Source organism: Trichocoleus sp. FACHB-262, assembly GCF_014696035.1.
Classification (GTDB): domain Bacteria; phylum Cyanobacteriota; class Cyanobacteriia; order FACHB-46; family FACHB-46; genus Trichocoleus.
Genome location: NZ_JACJPK010000090.1, coordinates 162,810 through 186,860, shown reverse-complemented (window position 1 = coordinate 186,860; position 24,051 = coordinate 162,810). Strand labels below are relative to the sequence as shown.

The window sequence follows — 24,051 nt, the reverse complement described above, 5'->3', positions numbered from 1 at the left end:
TTTTAAGAGACAATTGAAGCCAGCGATCGCACCATATTTGCTCATATCCGCTCATATTTGCATGGAAAATTTGATCTCTCGTATGCAGGCAGTCCAGTCTCCCATCATTCCGATTGTGGGGGAACTGATTCGTCAATATCCTGGCACGATTTCTTTAGGGCAAGGAGTGGTTTACTATGGGCCTCCACCGGAAGCGATCGCGCAGATACCTCAGTTTCTAGCTGACCCAACAAATCATTTATATAAAGCAAACGAGGGAATCCCACCGTTACTAGAGGCGATCGCGGCTAAGCTTCGCACCTTTAATAGCATTGAGATCAACGAGCAAAACGCTGTGGTGGTGACAGCGGGTAGCAATATGGCATTTATGCATGCCCTTCTCGCCATTACTTCCCTAGGCGATGAAGTTATTTTGCAAACACCCTACTACTTCAACCACGACATGGCAATTACGATCGCTGGGTGCCGCCCTGTCTTTGTACCCACCGATGAGAATTACCAATTGCGTCCAGAAGCGATCGCTCAAGCGATTACAGAACGCACTCGTGCAGTCGTCACCATTTCCCCCAACAATCCGACAGGTGTCGTGTACCCCAAAGCGGCTTTACAAGCAGTGAATCAGCTCTGTCGCGATCGCGGTATTTATCACATCAGCGACGAAGCTTACGAATACTTCACCTACAACGGTGTGCCGCACATCTCTCCAGGTTCCTTTGCAGGCAGCGATCCCTACACAATTTCTCTCTTCAGCCTCTCTAAGGCTTATGGCTTTGCCAGTTGGCGCATCGGCTACATGGTGATCCCAGCATCACTTTCCGTAGCTGTAAAAAAGGTGCAGGACACCATCCTGATTTGTCCCCCCGTCATCTCCCAGTACGCTGCTGTCGGAGCCTTACAGACAGGAATTGCCTACTGCCGAGAGCATTTGCACGCGATCGCCGAAGTCCGCCACCTAGTTCTCAGCGAACTCCAGCATTTGGATCACCTGTGTACCGTTGCACCGACAGAAGGAGCCTTCTACTGCTTCCTCAAAGTCCATACAGACCTACCAGCAATGCAATTAATCGAACGCCTCATTCGCGAACATCGAGTAGCCGTCCTACCAGGAGACACCTTCGGCATGACAGAAGGATGTTACCTCCGCATAGGTTATGGAGCCTTGCAAAAAGAGACAGCCACCGCAGGGATCGAGCGGCTAGTAAAAGGTTTGCAAAGCATTTTGTCCTAAGCTGCCTCTATAGCTACCTCTATAAATGTCTCAACACCTAGAGCAAAACTGAGCAACCCAAGGTTACCGCTGGAGGAGGTCTGGAGGACGCAAATCCTTCAGCGGGGGTTTGGGGGTGAGTGCCCCCAAGAGTCTTCCACAAAACAGTTAAACCCAACCAGAAAAATGCCAATCGTCCACAAACTAATCGAAATAAAAACCAGCCAAGGCATCAATATCCACAACATTACCCCACAAATCGAAACAGTACTTGCTACAAGTTCCATTCAAAACGGGCAGGTACTCGTGTTCTCCCGCCACACCACCACCGCTTTAGCCATCAACGAACACGAAGAACGACTCCTGCAAGACATCAAAAAATATCTTGAAAAACTAGCACCCGAAAGCGATCGCTACTTACATAATGATCTGCACCTCAGACCCAACATTCCCGAAGACGAACCCATGAACGCTCACTCCCACCTCATGGCAATAACCCTAAGCACGAGTGAAGTAATTCCAGTGATCAACGGCGAACTAGCTTTAGGAACTTACCAATCAATACTATTGTTCGAGTTAGACGGTCCTCGCGATCGCACAGTCTTATGCCAGATCTCGGGCGAAGCCTAAATATTCTTCAATCCACTCTATGTATGGGTAGAGCTTAAAAAATTTAAGACTATTACTCAAGCATGAAGGGGTTTCCCTCTTCCGGTAGTGCCTCCAACCCTGAGTAACTCGCTAATCTATATACATTAAAGAACGCGCATCGCGAAATTTAGAACACTTTGTGCGGTTGTTGAATATTTAGTTTATTGATTTTGAGGAAATAACAATGAATATTTTGGCTTGGATCGTATTAGGTTTGATTGCAGGTGCTATCGCAAAAGCTATTTACCCTGGTCGTCAAGGTGGCGGTATTCTTGGCACCATGCTGTTAGGAATTATCGGTGCTTTTCTGGGTGGAACCCTCTACAGCTTCTTGACCACAGGCACGTTAGCCTTGGGTGCGGCTGGCCTAAGCATTGGTGGTATCCTCGTTTCCGTCTTGGGTGCAATCGTCGCTCTGTTCATCTACTACGCTGTTACCAGCCGTCGTAGTGTTCACTAAGCTGTAAAGCTTCAAAAGAAATAGTTTTTTTCAACCCTTCCTAAGCAAAAAGCCTCTGTTAAACACAGAGGCTTTTTGTTGTCTAGAGGCTTATAAGAAATGTAGCTTCTATCGACTTAAAGCACGGTAGAAGCTACAAGAGAATGAACATTAATAGCTTGGAACCTTTAGGTTCTCTTACAAGTTAGACCATTTGAGTCAGACTGTTCGTCCGTCGTTGGTTAAGTCAATCTCTCTAACTAATGATTAGGGGTAAGCCAATGAGTTACCTCTCCACCTCTGCCAAAAGATAACTAATACTTACCTAGATATCTAAGTCGATCAGGTTGAGCTTTGGCCCATAGGTCTCGATAAATTCCCGACGAGGTGCCACGCGATCGCCCATCAGAACCGTAAAGATCCGGTCAGCTTCAGCCGCATCTTCGATCTCCACACGCTTCAAGGTACGGCTTTCTGGGTTCATGGTGGTTTCCCAAAGCTGGGTCGGCATCATTTCACCCAAACCCTTAAACCGCTGGATCGTGTAATTAGCATTCGCGGGAAACTCATGCTGTACTAGGTTAGTCATCTCGCGATCGCTATAGCAGTAGTAGTGGCTACGACCCCGTTCCACTTTGTAGAGGGGAGGGCAAGCAATATAGATGAACCCTTGCTCCACGAGCGATCGCTGATAGCGGTAGAAGAAGGTGAGCAACAGCGTCCGGATGTGTGCACCATCGACGTCCGCGTCCGTCATAATCACGATGCGGTGGTAGCGCAGTTGAGAGGAATCAAATTCTTCGCCCTTAATTCCCAGACCCAGCGCCGTAATTAATGCCTGAATCTCAGTGTTCTTGTAGATCTTGGCATCATCGGTTTTCTCAATGTTGAGGATCTTGCCTCGCAACGGCAGAATCGCTTGGAAACGGCGATCGCGTCCCTGCTTAGCAGAACCACCCGCAGAGTCCCCTTCCACAATAAAGATCTCAGATTCGCTAGGATCACGAGAACTGCAATCCGCTAGCTTACCGGGCAGCGTCGAGGACTCCAGCACCGACTTCCGCCGCACGAGTTCCCTAGCCCGACGAGCCGCTTCCGCAGCGTTGAACGCCTGAATTGCCTTCTCTAAAATGCTGTCCGTAACCCCAGGACGGAACTCTAGATACTCAGTCAGAACTTCTCCGACCAAAGAGTCCACAATTCCCCGAACTTCTGTATTGCCCAGCTTAGTCTTGGTTTGGCCTTCAAACTCTGGGTCTGGCACCTTAACAGAAATTACAGCGGTTAGACCTTCCCGGATGTTCTCACCTGCCAGGTTGGGGTCATTATCCTTCAGCTTGTTACGCTTACGCGCCAGGTTATTTAGCGTGCGAGTCAGCACCGCCTTGAGACCTTCTAGGTGAGTTCCCCCGTCAATGGTGCGGATATTGTTCGCAAAGCCTAGCAAGCTGTCGGTATAAGCATCGGTACACCATTGCAGAGAAACCTCTACCTGCACATTGTTGCGCTCGCCTTGCACATAGATAATCTCTTCATGCAGCGGTTGCTTGTCCCGGTTCATGTAGCTGATGTATTCCCGGATGCCGCCTTCATAGAAGTAGGTTTCCGATCGAGGTTCATTGCCTTTAACCAGTTCCAGGCGATAGTCCGTGAACGTAATTTCTACACCTGCATTCAGGTAGGCCAGTTCCCGAAGCCGACCGGAGAGCGTCATGTAGTCAAACTCAATGCCAGTCGTGAAGATGGTCTCATCTGGCCTAAAGCTAACCATTGTTCCGGTACGAGCTTCAGACGTAGGCTTGACAGTCAATTCTGTCATTGCCACGCCACGTTCAAAGCGCTGGGTGTGAACCTTTTTGTCTCGCCGAACTACCACCTCTACCCACTCTGACAGAGCATTCACAACTGAAATGCCCACCCCATGTAAGCCGCCAGAGACCTTATAGCCACCACCACCAAACTTACCGCCTGCGTGCAGTACGGTCATGACCGTCTCTAATGCCGACTTACCCGTGCGGGGGTGAACGTCGGTCGGAATGCCTCGGCCATCGTCTTCTACAGTGACTGAGCCGTCAGCATTAATATCAATCCGGATGTGCTTACAGTAACCTGCCAGCGCTTCATCAACAGAATTATCAACGACCTCGTAAACTAAATGATGGAGTCCTCGCGGTCCCGTACTGCCGATATACATACCCGGTCGTTTACGGACTGGCTCAAGACCCTCAAGGACTTGAATCTGATCGGCACCGTAATTGCTTGTCATGAATGAAGCGCTCCAATAATTAGGTCTGAAGCTCGATCAAGCCTCAAGACACCAAAATCTATCAAAATTATAGCACAAAAGGGTTATAAGCGATTTTAGAGGCGTTTCCAGCGAGCTTTATGGTAGGGATGGATCAAAAGGCGATACAGGTACCTAGTTTAGTTGTGATTTGTGGCCCTACTGCCTCAGGTAAATCGGGGCTGGCGATCGCCCTAGCCCGACGCTTAGAATCAGCAGCTATCCTGAGTGCTGACTCCCGCCAGGTCTACCGGGAATTCGACATTGGCACCGCCAAACCCACCATAGCTGAGCAACAACAAATTCCCCACTATTTAATAGACATTTGTGCCCCAACTGAAACCTTAACCCTGGCAGACTACCAAGAACAGGCCCAGGGCTTGATTGCTCAGTTTCACAGGTCTCTTCCTATCCCTTTTCTTGTCGGTGGCACCGGGCTCTACATTCGCTCCGTGGTGCAAGGGTTGATTATTCCTCGCGTACCGCCGCAACCAGAATTGCGATCGCAGCTTCAGGGGTTGGGTCAGCGCCAGATCTACAGCTTCCTACAGCAAGTTGATCCTGCTTCAGCAGCCCGAATTCACGCCAATGACCAAGTGCGGACGTTGCGGGCGCTAGAAGTGTTTTACACCACAGGCCGAGCCATATCCGCCCAACAAGGTGAAAATCCGCCCAGTTACCCGATCTTGCAGATTGGGCTAGATGCCGAGGGCGATCGCCTGACTCGTCGGATTGAGCAGCGTACTGATCAAATGCTCACCGCTGGCTTTGTCGATGAGGTGGCAACCTTGTGCAATAAATACGGCCCCGACATACCTTTGCTCAATACTCTGGGCTACCAAGAGATCAAGCAGTATTTGGCAGGAGAAATCTCACTTTCAGCAGCGCGAGATTTAACGGTGTTGCATACTCGACAGTTCGCCAAGCGTCAACGCACCTGGTTTCACGCTGACCCCACCATTACCTGGTTCGATTCTGATGCACCCGATTTGGTAGAACAGGTTTGGCAGCGAGGGCAGCAATTTTGGGAGAGATCAGCAACCGCGATCGCTGCTCCATAGCCTTCTCAGCCCAGCCAAAACTATCAACTCTACAGTTCAATTGTACTAAATATTCTCAACTTAAGCCAAGCCAAAACGTAGCGTGTATTAGGCGCAGCCGTAACGCATGAGTTGCAAAGATTTGGTGCGTGACTCAAGGCTCACACATCCTACGCCTCTTATGTCTGGAATTTTGAGGTGGCGATCGCACCTGAAAGATGAGCACATTACAAGCAGTTATATATTTGCTGTTAATTAATGAAACCCGTTTTGCGTAAAGGTCAGTTAGTGACATGGAAGGATGATCGTGGCTTTGGCTTCATCCAAGCAAGTGATAGTGACAAGCAGGTTTTCCTACATATCACTGCCTTGAAAGACCCCAGCCACCGACCTCAAGTAGGGGATGTCATTTACTATCAGCTCAGCGTTGAGCAAAACGGAAAAGCCCGTGCTTCACATGCTTCTATTCAAGGAGTAGCGCCCAAGCAATCACCCCCCTCCTCAGTTTCTACGACAAAGGTAAAGACGACGCCAAAGCTAACTCGCTGGTCTTCGTCCCTGGCCTTACAAATGTTTCTGTTATCTTTGCTACCTGGACTGGGATCGATTCACTTCATGCTGCAAACCGCTAACCCAATCCCGCTAATTCTTTACCCACTCATGAGTGGAATCACCTTTGCTCTATATGCCGATGACAAATCTCGTGCCCAACAAGGGCGATGGCGAATACCGGAAAAGACTTTACACCTGTGTGAATTGATGGGCGGATGGTTGGGAGCATTCATTGCTCAGCGGAAGTTGCGTCACAAAAATATTAAAGCTTCCTATCAATCTACCTTTTGCGCCATCACTGCGGTTCATCTATGTTTCTGGTTATACTGGTTTTTTGGTGAATCATTAGTCAATTTGTATTTAAGTAGTAGCTTCAGTAAATAGTTGACTCGAAAGCCAATTGAGAACGGGAGCGATCGCCTCACCACACGTCCCTAGCTAAAACTGCTCAGCGTTCTAATTCATTAAAGCCTTTCATTAGGAACATTAATCAGAGTTGGGGCAGAAACCAACTAAAATTAATTACCTATGATGGGAATCGAGCCGCCTTTATGAAGAAATTGATCAAAGGTCTGCGGGAGTTTCAGGCCGGATATTTCAGCCAACACCAAGACCTGTTTGAACAACTCGCGCATGGTCAGAAGCCGAGAGTGCTGTTTATCGCTTGCTCCGATTCCCGGATTGACCCCAACTTGATTACCCAAGCCCAGCTCGGGGAGCTGTTTGTTATCCGCAATGCTGGTAACTTAATTCCTCCCTTTGGGGCCGCGAACGGTGGAGAAGGCGCAGCCGTAGAGTATGCGATTCACGCTTTGGGAATCGAGCAGGTAATTGTGTGTGGTCACTCGCACTGCGGAGCTATGAAAGGCTTACTCAAGCTCAGCAGCTTAGAAGAAGAGATGCCCCTGGTATACGAATGGCTCAAGCATGCCGAAGCCACTCGCCGTCTGCTCCGAGAGCATTACAGCGATCGCGAAGGGGAAGAACTTTTAGAATCGGCGATCGCGGAAAACGTGATTACCCAACTAGAAAACCTGAAAACCTATCCAGTGATCCACTCCAAGCTCCACGAAGGCAAGCTAGCCCTCCACGGTTGGGTTTACAGCATCGAAACTGGAGAAGTTTTGTCTTACGATCCCGAGGAACACGAATTTCTGCCCCCTCACAGCAAAATCTCGTCGAGAACTTGGCCCAACTTTGCGGTTACCGAATCAAAGCCTGCGCCTCCAGAGCCTAAGCCTAGTCGTAATTTTCCAGAAGATGAATTGTCTGCTTACAGCTGGCTACCCCGCGAGCAAGCGCACCGGATTTATCGCGGCTCCTATTAATCGCTGAATGCAATTGCTGATTAGGGCAAACGCTGATTAATGGATCACCTGCCAAAAGGTCATTAAATCGCGCTGTTCCCACAACATCAGCACCCCTGCGATCGCCATATTCGCCATCACTAATTGATGGAATTGGCGATCGCTAATTTTTTGGAGAATGTTTTGCCCAGCCCGGTAGTGTTCTAGACCTGTGGAAGTAGTCAAACGGCTCGACCAAACTCATGGCGATTAATGAACAATCCAATGACAACATCATGTAGCCAGATGGATTTAGAGAAACAAATCGTTTTACGAGCTAAGCGCTTAATCTAAGTTCTCAAGGTCAAATGGTTGCGCTCAATAGACCTCTTGCAGATTGGAACTAATCCATGAGACTGAGACTGCTCATAGTCGTACAAAGACAGCAATCAAATTGCATCGCAGCCCAAAGCGACGACGGCGATTGCGATAGCGCTCAGCCAAGATTCTAAAAATCTTCAAGCAGCGATTGACCTGCTCAATCACGACCCGATTGCGAGCTAAGGTGCGATTGTAAACTTTGTCGTCACGGCTCAGTTGCCCACCTCTCGGTTTCTTCTTGTGCAAGCAACTGTTGGGATGAAGTTTCTGCATCCCCTGGTAGCCCTTATCCTGCAAACTTTGCGTTTGGGGATGAATAATGAACCCCTGAGGCTTGAAACAATTTGAAATCGTGAACGACGTCCCTTGTTGAAAAAGGTGCAGAGGATGTGGCCTGTCGCTGGCTCAACGACCAGTTGGCATTTGAGGGTGTGTCTCTTCTTTTTGCCTGAGTAGAACCACCGCTGACGGCGCTGCGGTCGCTCAGTGAGAGTTTCAGTCACATCGAGCCCGACCACCTGCGGTTTGGCAAAGCCCTGCAGCAGTTGTTTCTTGCCTGGTAAGCGGAACCGACCAGAGCGCATCAAGGCATCCTCAACCCAGTGCACAATGCGACAGACACTCACTTCGCTAACGCCCCAACTGCTGCCAATGTGGAAGTAGATGCGATACTCTCGCTAATATTCCAATGCCACCAGCACCCGCTCCTCAAGAGCTAGCTTTGGTTTAGCACCCGGTTTGGGAACAGGTCGCCTCAACGGGCTGAGGGTGTTGACTATCTGGCGAAAGGTGTTCCGTTGAACCCCAAAACGACGCTTAAAGTGATTAGGGGACAGAGTTTGCGCTATCGTGTAGTTCATCATCAGGACGCTTTTCAATGGTAATATCCTGATTTTTCTCATTTTCAAAGCCTTAGCAACTCTCTCAAGAAGCTAATCTGCAAGAGACATCATGAGCGGCTGCTCACAACCGGGGATGAAAGTGCTAAAGTCACACTGACAAACTGGTTTAGAGGTCGGATTGGAACTAGTGCCCCAAGCCTGAGCAGGAGACTGACCGCGCCCGCTAACGGCACAACCACTTGTGCATCTCATTGACTCTGAGGTAGCACCCAAAGCAGGATCGATTACCTTCATAGCGGGCGAACCAGTTCAACTCCATTGGAGGACCATCAGATGCAAGTGACTCATGAGTGCTGCGCTGGAATCGATGTCCACAAAAAGACCGTTGTGGTTTGCTGCCTAAACTCGAGTGAAAGCGGCAAACCGAAGCGAGAAACGCGAACCTATGGTACTACCACTCGTGAACTGCTGAGCTTGTGTAACTGGTTGTCGAGTGAACACATCACCCATGTGGCGATGGAGAGTACGGGGGAGTATTGGAAACCCGTCTACAACTTGCTTGAAAGCAGTTTCGAGGTGAGGGTGGTTAACTCGCACCACTTCAAACAAGTACCAGGACGCAAAACCGATGTCAAAGATGTGGAATGGTTGGCTGAGCTACTAAGCTATGGGTTAGTGCGAGGGAGTTTTATCCCACCGCTCCCCCAGCGAGACCTACGAGATTTAACCCGCCAGCGCACCACCCTTATCCGTGACAAGGCTTGTATCATCAACCGCTTACAGAAGGTGCTGGAATGGGCCAATCGCAAACTGGCATCGTCGTTACTGATATTAGTGGCGTCTCTGCCAGAGCCATACTCAAAGCGCTAGTCAGTGGAACCGAGAACCCAGAAGCTCTAGCAGCACATGCAAAAGGACGATTGCGAGGCGAACAATCCGCCTTAAATGAAGCTCTTACAGGCCGGGTACGAGAACATCATCGCTTTTTGATCCAAACTCATCTCGAACAACTGGAGTTTCTCGAAGTCTAACTGCAACAGTTCGATGAGCGCATTGAGCAGTTGATTCAGTCTCAATCTCCTCCACCGGAGTCTGAGCCTCCAACACCTTCTGATTCCTCTTGTCCTGAGTTCAATCACCGTTGTGGAGCTAATCTTGAGCACTCGTGCCGTATCTCGGATGCCACTGCCATTGATTGCCATCTCACTAATCCTTTGCTTGACCTCAGGCAAATGGTCTAGGTAGGAGTATCGCAAGATGAAGGTAGAACGGGAACAATCCAAGTTCCGACACTTGTATCGTTGTTTTCTTTCGGTTGACTTTCCGTGTTTGACAATGTTAGTGCTATTGCAACTTGGACAGTCAATAGGCTCTAGGAGCATCGTTGGAATTTAGGGCAAGTGAGCTGATTCCATTCTGTCCCAAATCCACAGGTCTAGAACACTACAAACCAGATGAAGCCTTTTTCCGATTAAGCCATTGGGGCATGGTTGTTTCAGCGGACTCTGGGTTTACTAAACTATCAGAGTCAGCAGCTCAGGGATGGTTGCAGGTTGTAGCTTGTAGTGTATCAGTACCAATGAGTTGACTTGATTAACTAGCTGAGAACTTCTGTGATCCTCAAATTTCCTCCTGCGCTTCGGATTGAGTGGTCAGATTTAACGGGTGTGCCAGTCGTGGCGATCGCCAGTCTTGTCGTGACTGGATTAGTGCTGAGTGTGCGCCCTATGAGAGGGTTGCAATCTCTAGAACTCGTGGCGTTCGATCGCATGGTACAGCTTCGTCCCCAAGCTACCCCTGATCAGCGGTTTTTAGTGGTTGCCATTACCGAAGCAGACTTAAAGAAGCAGCAGCGATGGCCGATCTCTGATCAAGTGCTGGCGGAGGCTTTAGCAAATTTGCAAAAAGCCAAACCCCGAGTCATTGGCTTAGATCTGTACCGCAATTTTCCGCAAGAACCGGGTTGGAAATTGCTGACTCAGCAGTTTAAAGCGTCCAATCTGATTGCGATTACCAATATTGGTGATACAGAGAGTGGCGGTACGCCGCCTCCGATGGTGGTACCGAGCGATCGCGTGGGCTTCAACGATGTGGTGACAGATGCCGATGGCGTCATTCGCCGCAACTTCATGTTTGGCAATACAGAAACCACAGAGCTATACTCCTTTTCCCTCCGGGTGGCTCAGCATTACTTGGCATCCCAGAAACAGTTGCCCCAAGCAGCTTGGAAAGACTATGGCAAGGTCCGCTGGGGCAAAGCTATATTCACACCTTTGCAAACGAATGCGGGCGGTTATCAAAATGTGGATGCAGATGCATATCAAATTCTGTTGAATTATCGTGCCGCTCGCGATGTATCACCACAGGTAACGCTGACGCAGCTCCTCGACCAGCAAGTTGATCCCGCCTTAATTAAAGACAAGATTGTCCTAATTGGCACCACCGCGCCTAGCCTTAAAGACGAATTTTTCACTCCCTACAGTTCAGCGGCTTGGGTGAATAATCCCAACATGCCAGGGGTACTAATTCATGCGCAAATGGTAAGCCAGATTTTGGATGCTGTCTCCGACGATCGCCCGCTGTTTTGGTTTTGGCCAGAGTGGGCCGAGATTTTGTGGATTGCCAGTTGGTCGGTAGTGGGCGGTGCGGTTGCTTGGATTATGCGCCAACCGTTCACTTTAGCTCTGAGCGGCATTCTGATGCTGGGCGTGCTGACTGGCAGCACCTTTGGAATCTTCCTCCACCAAGGCTGGGTGCCTGTGATGACCCCAGCGATCGCAGCTGTCATGACGGTGGGCTTGGTAGTCAGTTACCGCGCGCAGCAAGCCCAACGCCAACAGAAAACAGTGATGACCTTGCTCGGCCAGAACACTTCCCCAGAGATTGCTGCTGCGTTGTGGAGTAGCCGCGATCGCCTGCTCAAGTCGGGCAAACTCCCTGGACAACGGCTGACCGCGACCGTATTGTTCACTGATATCAAAGACTTCAGCACCGTCTCTGAGCAGATGTCTCCTGAGGCTTTGTTGAACTGGTTGAACGAATATCTATCTGTGATGACCCAGGAGGTGCAAACCCACCACGGCATTATTAATAAGTTCACTGGGGATGGGCTGATGGCAGTCTTTGGCGTTCCGGTGCCACGTACTAGTGCAGCTGAAATTGCGGAAGATGCCAAGCAAGCAGTAGCTTGTGCTTTGGCTTTTGGCGATCGCCTACGAGAACTAAATCCGGGTTGGCAAGCGCGCGGTTTACCCGTTGTGCAGATGCGAGCAGGCATCTTTACAGGCCCGGTGGTCGTCGGCAGCTTAGGTGGCAAAAACCGTTTAGAGTACGGCGTGATTGGCGATAGTGTCAATATTGCATCCCGCTTAGAAAGCTATGAAAAAGATCGCCATGTAGATTTTTGCCGTGTCTTGATTGCCCAGGAAACTTTAGAGCATTTGAAGCAGCAATTTGCGGTTGAAGCTTGGGGACCACTGGCTCTCAAAGGCAAACAACAAATGGTAGATGTCTATCGAGTCATTGGTTGGCAGACTCCAGATGCTGAGGCGATCGCTCCTGCTTTGGACAGCCCTACCCTGGCGAGCGTTGAGATCCCTCAAGAACCCTTTGTCACCCAGGTAGACATAGAAACCAAAACGGTAGATTCTCATTGAGGTAGCGGATTAGGGCAGACGAACTTGCGGATGCCGTATCTTTGCTGGTGAATCTTAAGTTATGCGACCTACGGGTGATCAGTATGCGTCAAAAACAATCTCGGACAACTTTGCTGAAAAATTGCCTAGCTCTCTCTCTAGGGTTATTTGTTTGCAGCTGGCCCACCCTCACTCTGGCCCAAAGCCAGCAGCCATCTACTACTGTCAAGCGTCGTCTGCCAGGTCGTCGGGTCGGTGCGGGGACTCGTGGGCCTTGCACGAATCCGAAGCAGCCTTTAGTCGCCTTGATCCCCGATACTAATCTGGGGCTAACTGCTGAGAAATATCCCACTTTCTTCTGGTTCATTCCGCCCACACCAGCACGCACCGCTGAATTTGTGCTGAACAATGAGAAGAAACAGGAAATCTACAAAACAACTTTTGCGATTACTGGGTCGCCAGGAGTCATCAACGTCACCCTGCCCGCAAATGCGACCTTACCGCCGCTAGAAGTGAACAAGAATTACTCTTGGACGTTTTCTTTAATCTGCAATCCGTCCGATCCTTCAGCCGTTGATTTTGTCCAAGGATGGGTGCAACGGGTGAGCCTTAGCCGCGACCTAGGAAATCAACTAACCAAAGCTGCTCCACGCGATCGCCCTGCTATTTATGCCAAAGAGGGCATCTGGAACGATACGCTCAAGAGCTTAAGTGAGTTACGCCGCGCCAACCCTCGCGATCGCGCCTTAACGACAGATTGGGAAACTTTGTTGAAGTCGGTGGGGTTAGACACTGTAGCTAAAGCGCCTTTAGTGCAGTGCTGCTCTCAAACTAACCGAGCTTCAGAAGATACTCGTTCTACCAGTTCCACTTCCAAACCCTCGACTTCAAGCAGTACTCGCTAGCGCTGACCGATTTTATTTGGCCCGCTGGTAGGGCGATCGCGAACTCTCCCATCCTTACTATTGGGCTGCCTTCACAATGGTCGGCAACCCTTGGTAAAGCGGATCAGTTAAGGACGAATCACCACACTGAAGTAGAAGGCTTCATCTTGGGCGTTCTGGCCGCGATCGCTCAAGTCCACTAGGGGAAAGGCATAATCTAAGCGAATGTTTAGACCTGCGACGGGTCGCCACAATAGTCCTACCCCTGCTCCTGCCAAGAACCGCTCATTGTTGATTTCGTTAGGATTTCTGGCATCGTTCCACACCGCTCCTAAGTCAAAGAAAGGTGCTAGCTGGAGAATCGGCAATCCTGCTTCGTTCCGCTGCAAAGCAATCCGATCTTCGAGTGAGAAGCGCACCCCGTTATCCCCAGAGCGGGCATTTTGGCGGAACCCTCGCACCGACTGCCCGCCGCCAATCACAAACTGCTGTGAGGGTAAGAGACTATCGGGTGTGAGTTGCAAATCTAATTGAGCAATTAGCAAATTATCCGTGCCGAGCGCTTGGACCCGCTGCGCTTGCCCTAACCAGCTAAAGAACCGCCCATCAGGAATTGGATCGGGATTGGTGGTGACATCAAACACATCCACCCCGACATTAAACTGCGATCGCAAGGCCCAAGCACCTGTTGGATCACGTTTGACGTAATCTTGACCAAACTTGATCACACTGGTACGGCTAACACCATTAGGGCCAGTCCCGATCACAAACGGATTAGGAATGTCGTTGAACAGAAAAGTTTGCCCATCTTGGAAGGTAAAGCCCAAAGAGAGGGCCAATTCTTCGCGGGGCGATCGCACCAATGGTTGACGATAGCTAATCTCGTACAACTCCGAGCTGCCGCGAATACCCAGTTCCGAAAACTCTGGATCGGTAATCTTGTAGTCATTGGGAGCAGCCCGCAACTGAATCGTGCCGTTCATGGCATTAATCGGGACTCGGTAACTGAAGTCGTACAACTCAGCACCCCCCGTTGTAGAAACGTAGTAGGCACCCGCAAGTTGATCGCCGAGCCCAGTTAAGTTGCGATGCACGGCACTCACGCCTAGACGCTCAGATCCCACACTGGGCGGGGAATAGTTGTCAGCGCTGAGGTAAAAGTCAAACGGGTTTGCTTCCGTAACCCGAACGGTCAAAATGCTTTGGCCGAGCTGTTCACCTGCCCGTAAACTCGCTTCGATGTTCTTAAACAGAGGATCAGTTTTGAGCAGGCGCAATTGGTCTTCTAGATCGTCTTTCTTCAGCGGCGTTTTGGCTCCCAACTGAATGCGATCGCGAATGTAACCTGTATTAACTCGGCGATTGCCTTCGACTTCAATCCGCTCCAAGCTACCTTCAATCACACGAATTCTGACGACGCCATCTGTAATCGTTTGATCCACCAGGATGGCACGAGAGGTGATGTAGCCTCTGTTGAGATAAAGCTGGGTAATGGCATCCGCTACTGTCCGCAGTTCCTCCAAGCTCAAGGAGCGTCCTTCGTAAGGCTGCACGATCGAGTCCAGTTCCCGTGGCCCGAAAATCGTACTGCCAATCACTTCAATCTCTTTAACAGGAATCGTGACATCAGGCTGGGCGGGAGGCGTTTCTGGGGTAGGCGTGGGTAAGATTGGCTGTTCTTCTTCCGTAGGAGCGGGAGCGGGCAGGGTTGGTTGGGGTTGCAGGAAGCGGTCCTGATTTGGGTCAGGCTGCGGATTACTAGGCGGCGTAGGCACAGCTTGAGCAACTTGATGATTCAGCCCTGGATCAACGGGGAGTGTAGTTACACTAGCCCAAGCTGAATTGGGATTGAGCTGAATCGGTACTGCCAAGGTCGAGATTAACAGCCCTAAAATCTGGGTTTTAGAGGCGATTGCTTGTCTCTGCTCAAAAAACTGCCAAAAAATTTTTCTCACACTCTACCCCAATCGTTGCTGCTGCCGCACAATTTGCTGCCCTCTATTCTACGGTCCAAATTTTATTGATCAGTATCATTAAGGCCAGCGAAAAGACTGTATGTCAGCTGCGTTTAATCTTGAATCTTGAGCGAGAGACTTACAATTGGGGCAACCCTCGTCATCAATGAGTGGCAGTTTTTGCTGTGTCTCCCGGTGTGGCTTTAAGCCTGCGGGATGCTACTGCTGAATCGATCCACAAGAGTTTTTCTATGCTTCAAGTTAATATTTCCAAAACTTTTATCGCTGCTGGCCTAATGATCGGTTTGTTTGGCTGGGTGGAAAGCAGCTTTTCGTCAGCCTCAGCCTCAGCACTGCAATTTAGAGCCACTGGTCGCAAACTACCAGGTCGGCGAGTCGGAGCGGGGACCAGAGCATTTGTGTCACCTCGTTTAGAAGCTCCTGGAACGCGTGGAACTGCACCTGTGCCCAGGTTGCCAGGCCGACGGCAGGGTGCAGGTTCTAGAGGCCCAAGTTCAACAGAATGCTTGCCAGCGAATTCTGGCCCGTTAGTGGCTTTGTTACCCACTACCAACTTGGGCTTGACGACCGCAGCTTATCCCCAATTTTTCTGGTCTCTGCCAGCAAGCAATGCGTCTTTAGTAGAGTTTGCTCTTTATGACGTAGATGCCAAACAAGTGAACCGCAACTTGATATACAAAACCACCTTTAGCATTACGGGCGAAGCAGGAATTGCCAGCCTCAACTTACCAACAGATGTAAATCTGCCTCCCTTAAAGTCGGGTCAAGACTATCGTTGGTCTGTGTCTCTCATTTGCAATCCGGGCGATCGCACCCAAGATGTAACAGTGGACGGCTGGGTGCAACGAGTGACTCCTAGCTCAACTGTGAATCAACAATTAAAGCAGGCTGACCCTCGCGATCGCCCTGCTGTCTATGCCCAAAATGGCATTTGGTTTAATACGATTGAAACGCTGGTAGACCAACGTTGTGATCGTCCCAAAGATGCTGCTTTAGTTGCTAGTTGGAACGAGCTAATCAAGTCGGTGGAACTGGAGGCGATCGCCAATCGACCTCTCATCTGTGTGAAGGATGAGGGATGAACGTGCTCCTGATTGGGTTAGAGAGGGCGATCGCTCCCTAGTAACCTGGGTTTAGCCTTTGACGCAAACCACTTGCTTCAGCGTGGCTACCACTTCAACTAAGTCAGACTGGTTGGCCATGACCTGCTCGATAGATTTGTAAGCGGCGGGAATTTCATCTAGCACGCCTGCGTCTTTGCGGCACTCGACGCCATCCGTTTGCTGGATTAGGTCATCCAAGGAAAACTGCAACTTAGCTTTATTGCGAGACATGGTTCGTCCTGCACCGTGGCTGCAAGAGCAGTAGCTTTCGGCATTGCCCTTGCCTTTGACAATGAAGGACTTGGCTCCCATAGAGCCAGGAATAATGCCATAGTCCTCACTGCGGGCACGCACAGCTCCCTTGCGAGTGACGTAGACTTCTTCGCCGAAGTGCACTTCTTTTTCGGCATAGTTGTGGTGGCAGTTCACAGATAGCAGCACCTTAGTGGGTTTGCCCCCAGCTAAATGCTTTTCCACCACTCGTTTGAACCGTGCCATCATTACATCTCGGTTGAAGCGGGCGTAACCTTGAGCCCACTGCAAATCGTGCCAATAAGCCGCAAACTCAGGTGTACCAGCGACAAAGTAGGCCAAATCAGGATCAGGCAAGCGATTGTCTGCTAGTTTGGCAAGTTCTTTCGCAGTACCAATGTGGTTTTGGGCCAGCATGTTGCCGATGTTGCGAGAGCCAGAATGCAGCATCAGCCATACTTGCTCCTCAGCATCCACACAAACTTCCAGAAAGTGATTACCGCCACCGAGAGAACCCATTTGCTTCATGGCTTTGGTTTCTAGGCGTTGCACCCCAGCATGCAAGTCTTTGAACTCACGCCAGCCTTGCCAGTTGAGCACGGTTTTGTCGGTTTCTTTGTTTTCATGGAAGCCAACCGGAATTGCAGCTTCAATGTCTAGCCGAATTTGCTTGAGCTTGCCTTCTAGTTGGCTGGCTGTAAATGGAGTTTTGATAGCACACATACCACAACCGACATCTACTCCCACTGCCGCTGGAACGATCGCCTCTTTGGTGGCAACCACAGACCCCACTAAGGCTCCTTTGCCTAAATGCACATCAGGCATCAGAGCGACATGCTTAAACACAAATGGCAAAGACGCCACGTTCTTAGCCATTTTGCTTTCATCGGCTCCGAGGGAATGGTTAGCCCAAGACAAAATAGGCTTAGGGGTAGAAATTTCTAATTTTTCGTAAGGCATAAACGTTTGCCTCCTGAAGCAAACAGGGCTAACTCCCGAGCCAATGCTGGAGCGTCTGTATTATTTATACTACAAACGTAATACAAGATGTCAAGTGTTGGTGACTGGCACTTTGCAAATCCTGAATCTTCTCGCTTTAGAGATGGGTGACTAGAGATGAGTGGCGATCGCGCTGTTTCAACGACGGCGGGCTTTACTCACCATCTTGCGAGATAAGCGCAGATTCAATTCTTCCTTTTCTGCCCAGTCTTGGAAAATTCGGTAAAACGTATGGCGATCTTCTGCTTGTAGTACAGCGGTTTGGTCAGCAGTTTCGATCACATAAGGGTAGCCGTTGCCAATGACGACTTCACCTCGTACCCAATCTAAAGCGCGATCGACAATGCCTGCTTCATACATCCAAACGGGCATTTCTAAGCGAGCGGGATAGCCATCGTGAGTGGTTTTGAGGTAGGTGAAAGCAATCTTGTCAGCATGGGCTTGATATTGACCCAAAATCCCCGATCGCTGGCAGAGAAACAGGGGAGTGCGATCGCCCCAACTCATGAACTTGCTGAGCAACTGGGCATCGTGAATTGCATTTGCTTCTGGTAACTTAAAGCCCTGCTGCAACATCACCGTCAAGTCGCGAGCGTAGGAAGTGTCGATGTAAGCGACCAGCGGCACTCGATAATCTTCGCTAGTTTGCAGCAGTTCCAGGAGGCAATCGACATAGAAGGCGCGGGTGTCTGGGTCGAAGGCTTCGGCGAACGTCGCAATTAGAGAACCATCAAAAAAGACTAAACAGTCATTGCAGTTTTTGTGTTCCTGCATGTACTGGATCAGTCGCTGCGTCTCCATCTCAAACCGTCGCATATTCACGCGGCGATCGACAGGCTCTCCACTATGGTTCACCTTGAGTTCAGCCGGAGTCATTACATCCAGAGCTACATCCTTCTCGTAGGTGCCGCTGGGCAGATGTAAATTCTCGAACCAACCAATCTGCACAAGAGCAACTGGAATTGAGAAATCCTTAGTGGGAAAAATTTGGGAACCATCCACAGCAAAGGTGGCAATCCCAATCAAGCGATCGCGCACCCAACTCAAACTTTGCTCTCGGTTCTGCCAGACCAAATTTGAGGGAATCACCCAATTCAGGAAATTCCCTACAGGTTCGAGTGGTCTAGCTCCTACAGCGCGAGCAGCGCCTAACATCTGCTCAAGTTCTATTGCTGTTTTCTGAGATGCCTCTGCTAGAGCAGCACGATACTTTTGTAAGGCATGCAAAGCTGTTTGGTCGAAGGTTTTGAAGTCAGCTTGCTTGGCTTGCAGAAGGGCAAGGACTTGAGCAGATTTGAGAGCCATGATTGTCAGTCAGTAGTATCAGAGACAGGCCACAGAAAGAGTAGGAAGTTGGGTTACCGAGTGATCAATTCGCTTAATTCACTTAGGTTGCGAATCGCTCGTGGTTGGGGGACAGGCGTAAGCATGGCAGGTGAAGGGGAGGGATAACTACGAATTGGAACTGACTTGTCAGTACGGTTTAACCAAATGCCTTGCAGCCCAACGGCTTGCGCTGCTTCATAGTCTTCTTGATAACTGTCGCCAATATGCCAAGCGGCGATCGCATCACAGTGATGTTTTTCCAAACCCGCCGCAAAAATAGCGGGGCTAGGTTTAGCAGCACCCACCTCCGTAGAGATGGTAATTGAGGTAAAAAATTTTGCTAGGCCGAGTGCGCCTAATACAGAATACAACCGAGAGTCAAAATTAGACAGTATCCCCAACTCAATCTCTTGCGATCGCCATCCTTCTAGAACCAGCGGCACTTCTGGATACACAAACCACGGGCTAGGCGTCTCAAAGTAGGCATAAAGTTCCTTAAAAAAGGTGGCAAAATCTGAGAATTGTTGCAGAACGCCAGCTTGGGCAAAGGTTTGCTGTGCGATCGCTTGCCACCATTCAAACTCTAGAACTGGAATTTCACTCGGCTCAGCACCCGGAAAAGCGGCTGGGCTACTATGTCGAAAACTCTGACCAAAGGCGAGATTCAAATCAGCCTCACATACTTCCACACCAAATTGTTGAGCAAGCTGGCTGTAAATAGCTCCAACGCTCCCTTGGATGCCAAATAAAGTCCCCACGGCATCCAAAAAAATTACTCTAGGTCGCTCCATCACAGGCAAATTAGGGTGTTAGTAACTAATACGCTGCTGACGACCTTAACGTATTGGTTTTACATTCATCAACTATGAATGGTGTTGTTGGGCATGATTGCGCCTCGTAAATCCGTACCCATCAGGTTAGCGGTACTCAAGTCTGTTTCACTGAGGTTCGTGCCACGTAGGTTAGCGCCACTGAGCACGGCCCCTGTCAAATTGGTCTTAATCAGCTTGGCCATTGCCAAGTCCGCTTTGCTGAGATTCACTTCAGTTAAGTCTGCATGTCCTAAGTCAGCTCTGCCTAAGTCTGCACCCCGCAGCTTAGCTCCTCTCAAATTCGCTCCCCACAGGTTAGCACTGCTCAAAATGGCTTCGCTTAAAATTGCATCTGCCAAGTTAGCACCCGACAGCACTGCTCCGTTTAAGTTAGCGCCACTCAAGTTTGCGCAACTCAAATCACCACTGACGGTAGCACCACAAAGATAGGCACCTCTGAGGTTGGCACCGCTGAGGTCAATTTCCTGCAAGAGTGCTTCACACAAGTTGGCCCCCCAAAGATTCGCCTCATTGAGATTGGCCCCATTCAAGTTGACACCATTTAAGTTGGCTTTACTCAAAATTGCCTTGCTCAGGTTGCAGCCGCTCAGGTTAGCTCGATTGAGTAAGGCCCAGCGGAGATTAGCGCTACTGAGGTTAGCGCGACTTAGATTAATTCCTTGCAGGTTGGCACCGCTTAAGTCAACCTCATCTAAATTCGCCCCGCTCAGATCCGATTGAGTCAGGTTCAGCCCTTGCAGATTGGCCCCACTCAAATCTGATTTGCTGAAGTTAATGCCGCTAAGGCTGGCCTTGCTTAAATTAATACCCCACAGGTCGGTTTTGCTAAAATCCCGTTCCCCTGCCGCATAACGCCTCAGAAGCTCAGCAGCATTCATATTCTTCTACCTCTCGATACCGTTAGCCATTAAATTCAGCTGGGGCGCTTCAGCAAAAGACCCTGCGTGGGTCAGGGAAACAATTCCTGATTCTGATATTGGCCAGGGAGCACGCCTGATACTAGTCCTAATGTTCCCAAGCTATAGGACAATTTGCTATCCGTGCGATCTCGCAATAGCAGGCACCTTGGGTTGAACTACCTATGAGGATGGGGTTAACCACTCCAAAATTGGACTCGCGATCCAGTTCATTCCCACTTTCAACTGGTGCTCTAGGGTGGGTAAACGGTAGAGGTAAGCTAAGCGACGAGCTAGATGAGCGAAACTTCCTTCTAGTTTAAGGCCCATGCCAGTGAAGGTGGCGTTGTCAGTTCCTAGGGTCATCACTTCGCCTAACTGCTGGTACCGGAAGGGTAGAAGTGGCCGTCCGGTAATCGAGGCCCAAAGATTCCAACTAGTATAATCAGCTTGCTGAAAAGCAGCTTGAGCCGTGGAAGGAACTTGCTTGCCCTCAGCATCTCGGCAATCGGCTAAATCGCCCAGAGCAAATATGTTGGCATGATCAACCACTTGCAGCGTCGGAGTTGTGACAAGCTGGCCCCGCTGATTTTGCTTCAGAGGTAGAGAGCGCACCACAGAATTAATGCGAGTGCCGACCGTCCACAACACTAACTCGACGGGAAGGGTATCAACTTGCCCTTTGTACTCCAGCGAAATTGTTTCTGGTCCCAACGACTCGACTTTGGTATCTAGATCTAACCAAACGCCTCGTTCTTCCAAAGCTTTCTGAGCAGCTTCTCGGTTGAACTCTGGCGAAGTTCGGAGAATTTGATCGGCTTGTTCTACGAGGCGCAACCGACCGCGATCGCCTAAACGATCAGCCAGTTTGCAAGCCAATTCCACGCCGCTATAGCCTGCCCCCACGATCGCGATCCGAATCCTATCGGCTTCTGAGGCTTCTAAGAGGCGTAATCTTTCTTCGAGTGTGTAAGCATCTGCGAGGGCGCGAAACGGCAAGGCGTACTCGGCAGCACCAGGTACTAGATCCAACGGAGTTTCACCACCTAACGCTACTACTAGATAGTCGTAGCTAAGGGTAGGGCCGTCTTGTAGTTGCACCTGCTGCGCTTGCGTATCGATCTCAGCGATCGCGTTTTGGCAGAAGCGAATGTCTGTGTTCGCGAGCAGCTCGGTAAAGGGGGGGGCAATTTCCCAGGTTTGTAGTTCCCCTGTCACGAGTTCGTAGAGGAGGGGGGAAAACAAAAAGCGATCGCGCTGGTCTACCAGAACAATTTCAGGCTTTTCCAGCTTCGTCCAAGGCAACTGACTGAGCTTGAGGGCGGTGTAAAGCCCCCCAAAGCCGCCACCGAGAATACAAATACGGGTTGGTTGTTGGGTCATAGCTGGGAGCGCAGACGATTCTAGCAGAGCAACTGTCTACAGGATAGCAAGCCCAGCCTCTCAAGTAAGTCTGACGCGAGAGAGAGTGATTTGCGCACGGGAGTTTTTACAGTGTGATTGGTTTGCCCCTATTCACCTCAGGAGAATAACGCTGTGCCTTATCCCTCTGCGCCTTGGACACTGCGAGGCCACGCTTTGCAGACATTACATTTAGTAGATAGTGCTTCTGTGCGATCGCTGCTGCCGTCGGGTTTAGAAGTGCTGGAGCCGTGGCCTGGCAAAGCAGTCGCCAGTGTGTATCTCAGTGCTTACCAAGCGGGGTCAGTCTTGGAGTACAACGAATTGATTGTGGCGACGCTGATCCGTCAGGCTGGCAATATTGGCGGTTGGGTGACTCATATTTATGTCGACCACCCGGATTCGGTCGCAGGAGGGCGAGAAATCTGGGGATTGCCTAAAGAACTGGCAGAGTTTACTTGGGAGGCGGGGCAAACTCAGCAAGTCACGGTACGTCAAGGCGATCGCCTGCTTTGCTCATTACGTTATGAACCCCCTTTTTCTCTCTGGCGGCAACCTTTTTCGGCTACTAGTTTTAGCCTATTGGACTCAGCTTTACTTTCTTTTGGAGCCCATTTAGACACACGTTTGGGTGTGGTTAAAGGCCATTTGGAAGTCCCTGCAAATAGCCCGCTGGCCCAGATTTATTTCGGGCAACCTTGGCTCACAGTGAGTCATGCAGAAATGGAATTGCGAGTGGATGCGCCCCAAAAACGGGTGGCTAACTTTACCAAGTGACGTAAGGCTCTAAGCGATCGAGGAGTTTAGGGCCAACACCAGACACGCGATCGAGATCGGTAAGCGAAGTAAAGGGTTTTTGCTGACGAGCTTGAATAATGCGCTGGGCTAGCGCAGGACCGACACCGGGCAACGTTTCCAGGTCTTGCAGACTAGCAGTATTGAGGTTCACCACTGAGTTAGGTGCGGTCTGGGGCTGCGAGGTTGTAGGGGTTGATGGAGCGGGCGATCGCTGGCTTTTGAGCTTTGAGGTTGGCTTAGACTGGGCCTGACTTGACTGGCACTGTTTCGCTTGGGCAGCCATTTTGCGTTGTACTGCTGGAGGCACCCCCAAGATGGCATTGGTATATAGCCGCTCAAATTCTCGCTCGTAGTGAGCGGCAAGCATTGGGCTTTCAACCACAACTAATGTTTCGTCATTGCCTGTATTGGCAGCATCAGTCCAGTTATGAGACCCCGTAACCACAGTGGCTTGATCAACAACGCCAAACTTGTTGTGCAATAAATCTCCAGGTGGCAGGCGTGGTGCCCCTACTGAACTAATAGGGTTTTGCCAGGGATGGTTGTTGGGCTCGGTTCGGCACTTGTCTTTAAGTTCAACGCCCAGCATGTCTAAGGCTTCGCTATAGGAACGGTAGGCAAAACTAGGATCGATGACAGCCTGTACCTGTACGCCTCGTTCATGATTAGTTTCTAAGACATTCGCTAAACGCTGCTCGGAAAATACAAACAATGTTAAGTGTACCGATCGCTGAGCTGCACCCAAGGTTTTGCCAATGAGTCCGCTCCCACTTTGACTCCAGGGACGGGAGGGACTGGTAGGCGAGAACTGCACTGTAACTGATGTGCTGCCAAGCACAACTGTTTGGGGAGAACGATAGGGCTTTTGTAGGCCAAACTTGCTATCGGGCTTGCCTCCAGGGCCATCGCCCCACATAGTGTTGAACTCTTGGGTGAATAAGCTAGCTAATTCGGCGCTGGGAATCCGCAACATGTTGTTGGCGTTGCCTTGGCTGGCAGGGCGAGAGAAATCGCCATGAATATCAAAACTTAACCCCCAAATCTGACCCTCTTCTTAGTAAATAAAGTGGGAATTAGTCCTAAATCTGCCTCTTTGTGGAATTGTTATCTATAGCAATTCGTCTTAGTAAAACTAGTTACGTTGAAGGCCGAGAATTAGGCGTTACAAAACTAAATATGAACACTTGCCAGAACTAAGTAGTTGCTAGTTCTAGTTTTTCTGTGCTATGAATTTTATCTAAACCTACTTCTAGGAAGTGGGTAATG

The 24,051-nt window shown here is 50.0% G+C and carries 22 protein-coding genes and 2 pseudogenes; 12 read left to right on the top strand and 12 right to left on the bottom strand.

The genetic code is table 11. The annotated features are described in order from the left end of the window. The first annotated feature begins 61 nt into the window (after positions 1–61). From H6F68_RS21345 to H6F68_RS21335, 3 genes are all read left to right on the top strand, one after another. Positions 62–1,228: a pyridoxal phosphate-dependent aminotransferase gene (locus tag H6F68_RS21345; RefSeq protein WP_190562087.1), complete on the top strand. Its 1,167-nt coding sequence runs from the start codon at positions 62–64 to the stop codon at positions 1,226–1,228. A gap of 165 nt (positions 1,229–1,393) precedes the next feature. Beyond that, positions 1,394–1,837: a secondary thiamine-phosphate synthase enzyme YjbQ gene (locus H6F68_RS21340; RefSeq protein WP_190553368.1), complete on the top strand. Its 444-nt coding sequence runs from the start codon at positions 1,394–1,396 to the stop codon at positions 1,835–1,837. A 205-nt stretch (positions 1,838–2,042) separates the two neighbouring features. Next, positions 2,043–2,318, top strand: a complete 276-nt coding sequence (locus tag H6F68_RS21335; protein ID WP_190440964.1) for a GlsB/YeaQ/YmgE family stress response membrane protein — start codon at positions 2,043–2,045, stop codon at positions 2,316–2,318. A 304-nt stretch (positions 2,319–2,622) separates the two neighbouring features. On the opposite strand, the gene gyrB is transcribed toward H6F68_RS21335, so the two are convergent. Further along, positions 2,623–4,563: a DNA topoisomerase (ATP-hydrolyzing) subunit B gene (gene gyrB / locus H6F68_RS21330; protein ID WP_190553367.1), complete on the bottom strand. Its 1,941-nt coding sequence runs from the start codon at positions 4,561–4,563 to the stop codon at positions 2,623–2,625. A gap of 119 nt (positions 4,564–4,682) precedes the next feature. Here gyrB and miaA point away from each other — a divergent pair, with 119 nt between their 5' ends. From miaA to H6F68_RS21315, 3 genes are all read left to right on the top strand, one after another. Then, complete coding sequence (gene miaA / locus H6F68_RS21325) at positions 4,683–5,642, top strand: tRNA (adenosine(37)-N6)-dimethylallyltransferase MiaA (protein ID WP_399314770.1); 960 nt, start codon at positions 4,683–4,685, stop codon at positions 5,640–5,642. A gap of 267 nt (positions 5,643–5,909) precedes the next feature. Then, positions 5,910–6,557, top strand: a complete 648-nt coding sequence (locus H6F68_RS21320; protein ID WP_313930206.1) for a DUF1294 domain-containing protein — start codon at positions 5,910–5,912, stop codon at positions 6,555–6,557. A gap of 167 nt (positions 6,558–6,724) precedes the next feature. Further along, entirely contained in the window at positions 6,725–7,501 is a 777-nt protein-coding gene (locus tag H6F68_RS21315; RefSeq protein ID WP_190440972.1) for a carbonic anhydrase, read from the top strand. Between the two features lie 36 nt (positions 7,502–7,537). Here H6F68_RS21315 and H6F68_RS21310 read toward each other — a convergent pair whose 3' ends face one another. From H6F68_RS21310 to H6F68_RS21300, 3 genes and pseudogenes are all read right to left on the bottom strand, one after another. Then, positions 7,538–7,705 (bottom strand): hypothetical protein, encoded by a 168-nt coding sequence (locus H6F68_RS21310; protein ID WP_190562083.1) that lies wholly within the window; start codon positions 7,703–7,705, stop codon positions 7,538–7,540. Further along, positions 7,702–7,857, bottom strand: a pseudogene (locus H6F68_RS21305) (IS1 family transposase); the annotation flags it as partial. The gene H6F68_RS21310 and the pseudogene H6F68_RS21305, both read right to left, overlap by 4 nt. Before the next feature lie 46 nt (positions 7,858–7,903). Then, a pseudogene (locus tag H6F68_RS21300) lies at positions 7,904–8,700 on the bottom strand (IS5 family transposase); the annotation flags it as partial. Positions 8,701–9,015: 315 nt separating this feature from the next. Here H6F68_RS21300 and H6F68_RS21295 point away from each other — a divergent pair. Continuing rightward, positions 9,016–9,552 carry a transposase gene (locus tag H6F68_RS21295; RefSeq protein WP_190562081.1) on the top strand — a complete coding sequence of 179 codons (537 nt, stop codon included), beginning with the start codon at positions 9,016–9,018 and terminating at the stop codon, positions 9,550–9,552. After that, complete coding sequence (locus H6F68_RS21290; RefSeq protein ID WP_190562204.1) at positions 9,477–9,713, top strand: hypothetical protein; 237 nt, start codon at positions 9,477–9,479, stop codon at positions 9,711–9,713. The genes H6F68_RS21295 and H6F68_RS21290 overlap by 76 nt, the downstream gene beginning before the upstream one ends. On the opposite strand, the gene H6F68_RS29840 is transcribed toward H6F68_RS21290, so the two are convergent. Next, positions 9,624–10,064, bottom strand: coding sequence for an IS1-like element transposase (locus H6F68_RS29840; protein ID WP_399314766.1), 441 nt, complete (start codon positions 10,062–10,064; stop codon positions 9,624–9,626). The genes H6F68_RS21290 and H6F68_RS29840 overlap by 90 nt on opposite strands. A gap of 231 nt (positions 10,065–10,295) precedes the next feature. On the opposite strand from H6F68_RS29840, the gene H6F68_RS21280 reads away from it, so the two are divergent. Then, positions 10,296–12,338, top strand: coding sequence for an adenylate/guanylate cyclase domain-containing protein (locus H6F68_RS21280; protein ID WP_313930205.1), 2,043 nt, complete (start codon positions 10,296–10,298; stop codon positions 12,336–12,338). A gap of 83 nt (positions 12,339–12,421) precedes the next feature. Beyond that, positions 12,422–13,222 (top strand): DUF928 domain-containing protein, encoded by an 801-nt coding sequence (locus H6F68_RS21275; RefSeq protein WP_190562079.1) that lies wholly within the window; start codon positions 12,422–12,424, stop codon positions 13,220–13,222. A gap of 107 nt (positions 13,223–13,329) precedes the next feature. On the opposite strand, the gene H6F68_RS21270 is transcribed toward H6F68_RS21275, so the two are convergent. Beyond that, positions 13,330–15,156 (bottom strand): ShlB/FhaC/HecB family hemolysin secretion/activation protein, encoded by a 1,827-nt coding sequence (locus tag H6F68_RS21270; RefSeq protein WP_199300222.1) that lies wholly within the window; start codon positions 15,154–15,156, stop codon positions 13,330–13,332. 170 nt (positions 15,157–15,326) lie between these two features. Between H6F68_RS21270 and H6F68_RS21265 the strand changes: the two genes are divergently transcribed. Then, positions 15,327–16,259: a DUF928 domain-containing protein gene (locus H6F68_RS21265; RefSeq protein WP_206755546.1), complete on the top strand. Its 933-nt coding sequence runs from the start codon at positions 15,327–15,329 to the stop codon at positions 16,257–16,259. Positions 16,260–16,310: 51 nt separating this feature from the next. Here the strand turns inward: H6F68_RS21265 and H6F68_RS21260 are convergent, their stop codons facing one another. From H6F68_RS21260 to H6F68_RS21240, 5 genes are all read right to left on the bottom strand, one after another. Further along, positions 16,311–17,492 carry an RtcB family protein gene (locus H6F68_RS21260; protein WP_190562075.1) on the bottom strand — a complete coding sequence of 394 codons (1,182 nt, stop codon included), beginning with the start codon at positions 17,490–17,492 and terminating at the stop codon, positions 16,311–16,313. A 177-nt stretch (positions 17,493–17,669) separates the two neighbouring features. Then, positions 17,670–18,836 (bottom strand): DNA double-strand break repair nuclease NurA, encoded by a 1,167-nt coding sequence (locus tag H6F68_RS21255; RefSeq protein WP_190562073.1) that lies wholly within the window; start codon positions 18,834–18,836, stop codon positions 17,670–17,672. Positions 18,837–18,889: 53 nt separating this feature from the next. Further along, positions 18,890–19,648 (bottom strand): HAD-IA family hydrolase, encoded by a 759-nt coding sequence (locus H6F68_RS21250; protein ID WP_190562071.1) that lies wholly within the window; start codon positions 19,646–19,648, stop codon positions 18,890–18,892. Between the two features lie 68 nt (positions 19,649–19,716). Beyond that, a complete protein-coding gene (locus H6F68_RS21245) occupies positions 19,717–20,568 on the bottom strand; it encodes a pentapeptide repeat-containing protein (protein WP_190431838.1) in 852 nt (283 codons plus the stop codon). Between the two features lie 201 nt (positions 20,569–20,769). Then, a complete protein-coding gene (locus H6F68_RS21240) occupies positions 20,770–21,969 on the bottom strand; it encodes an NAD(P)/FAD-dependent oxidoreductase (RefSeq protein ID WP_190562069.1) in 1,200 nt (399 codons plus the stop codon). Between the two features lie 117 nt (positions 21,970–22,086). On the opposite strand from H6F68_RS21240, the gene H6F68_RS21235 reads away from it, so the two are divergent. Continuing rightward, positions 22,087–22,764 (top strand): acetoacetate decarboxylase family protein, encoded by a 678-nt coding sequence (locus H6F68_RS21235; protein ID WP_199300221.1) that lies wholly within the window; start codon positions 22,087–22,089, stop codon positions 22,762–22,764. Here H6F68_RS21235 and H6F68_RS21230 read toward each other — a convergent pair. Further along, on the bottom strand, positions 22,754–23,758 hold the full coding sequence (locus H6F68_RS21230) for a phospholipase D-like domain-containing protein (protein ID WP_190562065.1): 1,005 nt from the start codon (positions 23,756–23,758) through the stop codon (positions 22,754–22,756). The two genes, H6F68_RS21235 and H6F68_RS21230, sit on opposite strands and share 11 nt — an antisense overlap. Positions 23,759–24,051: the final 293 nt, after the last annotated feature.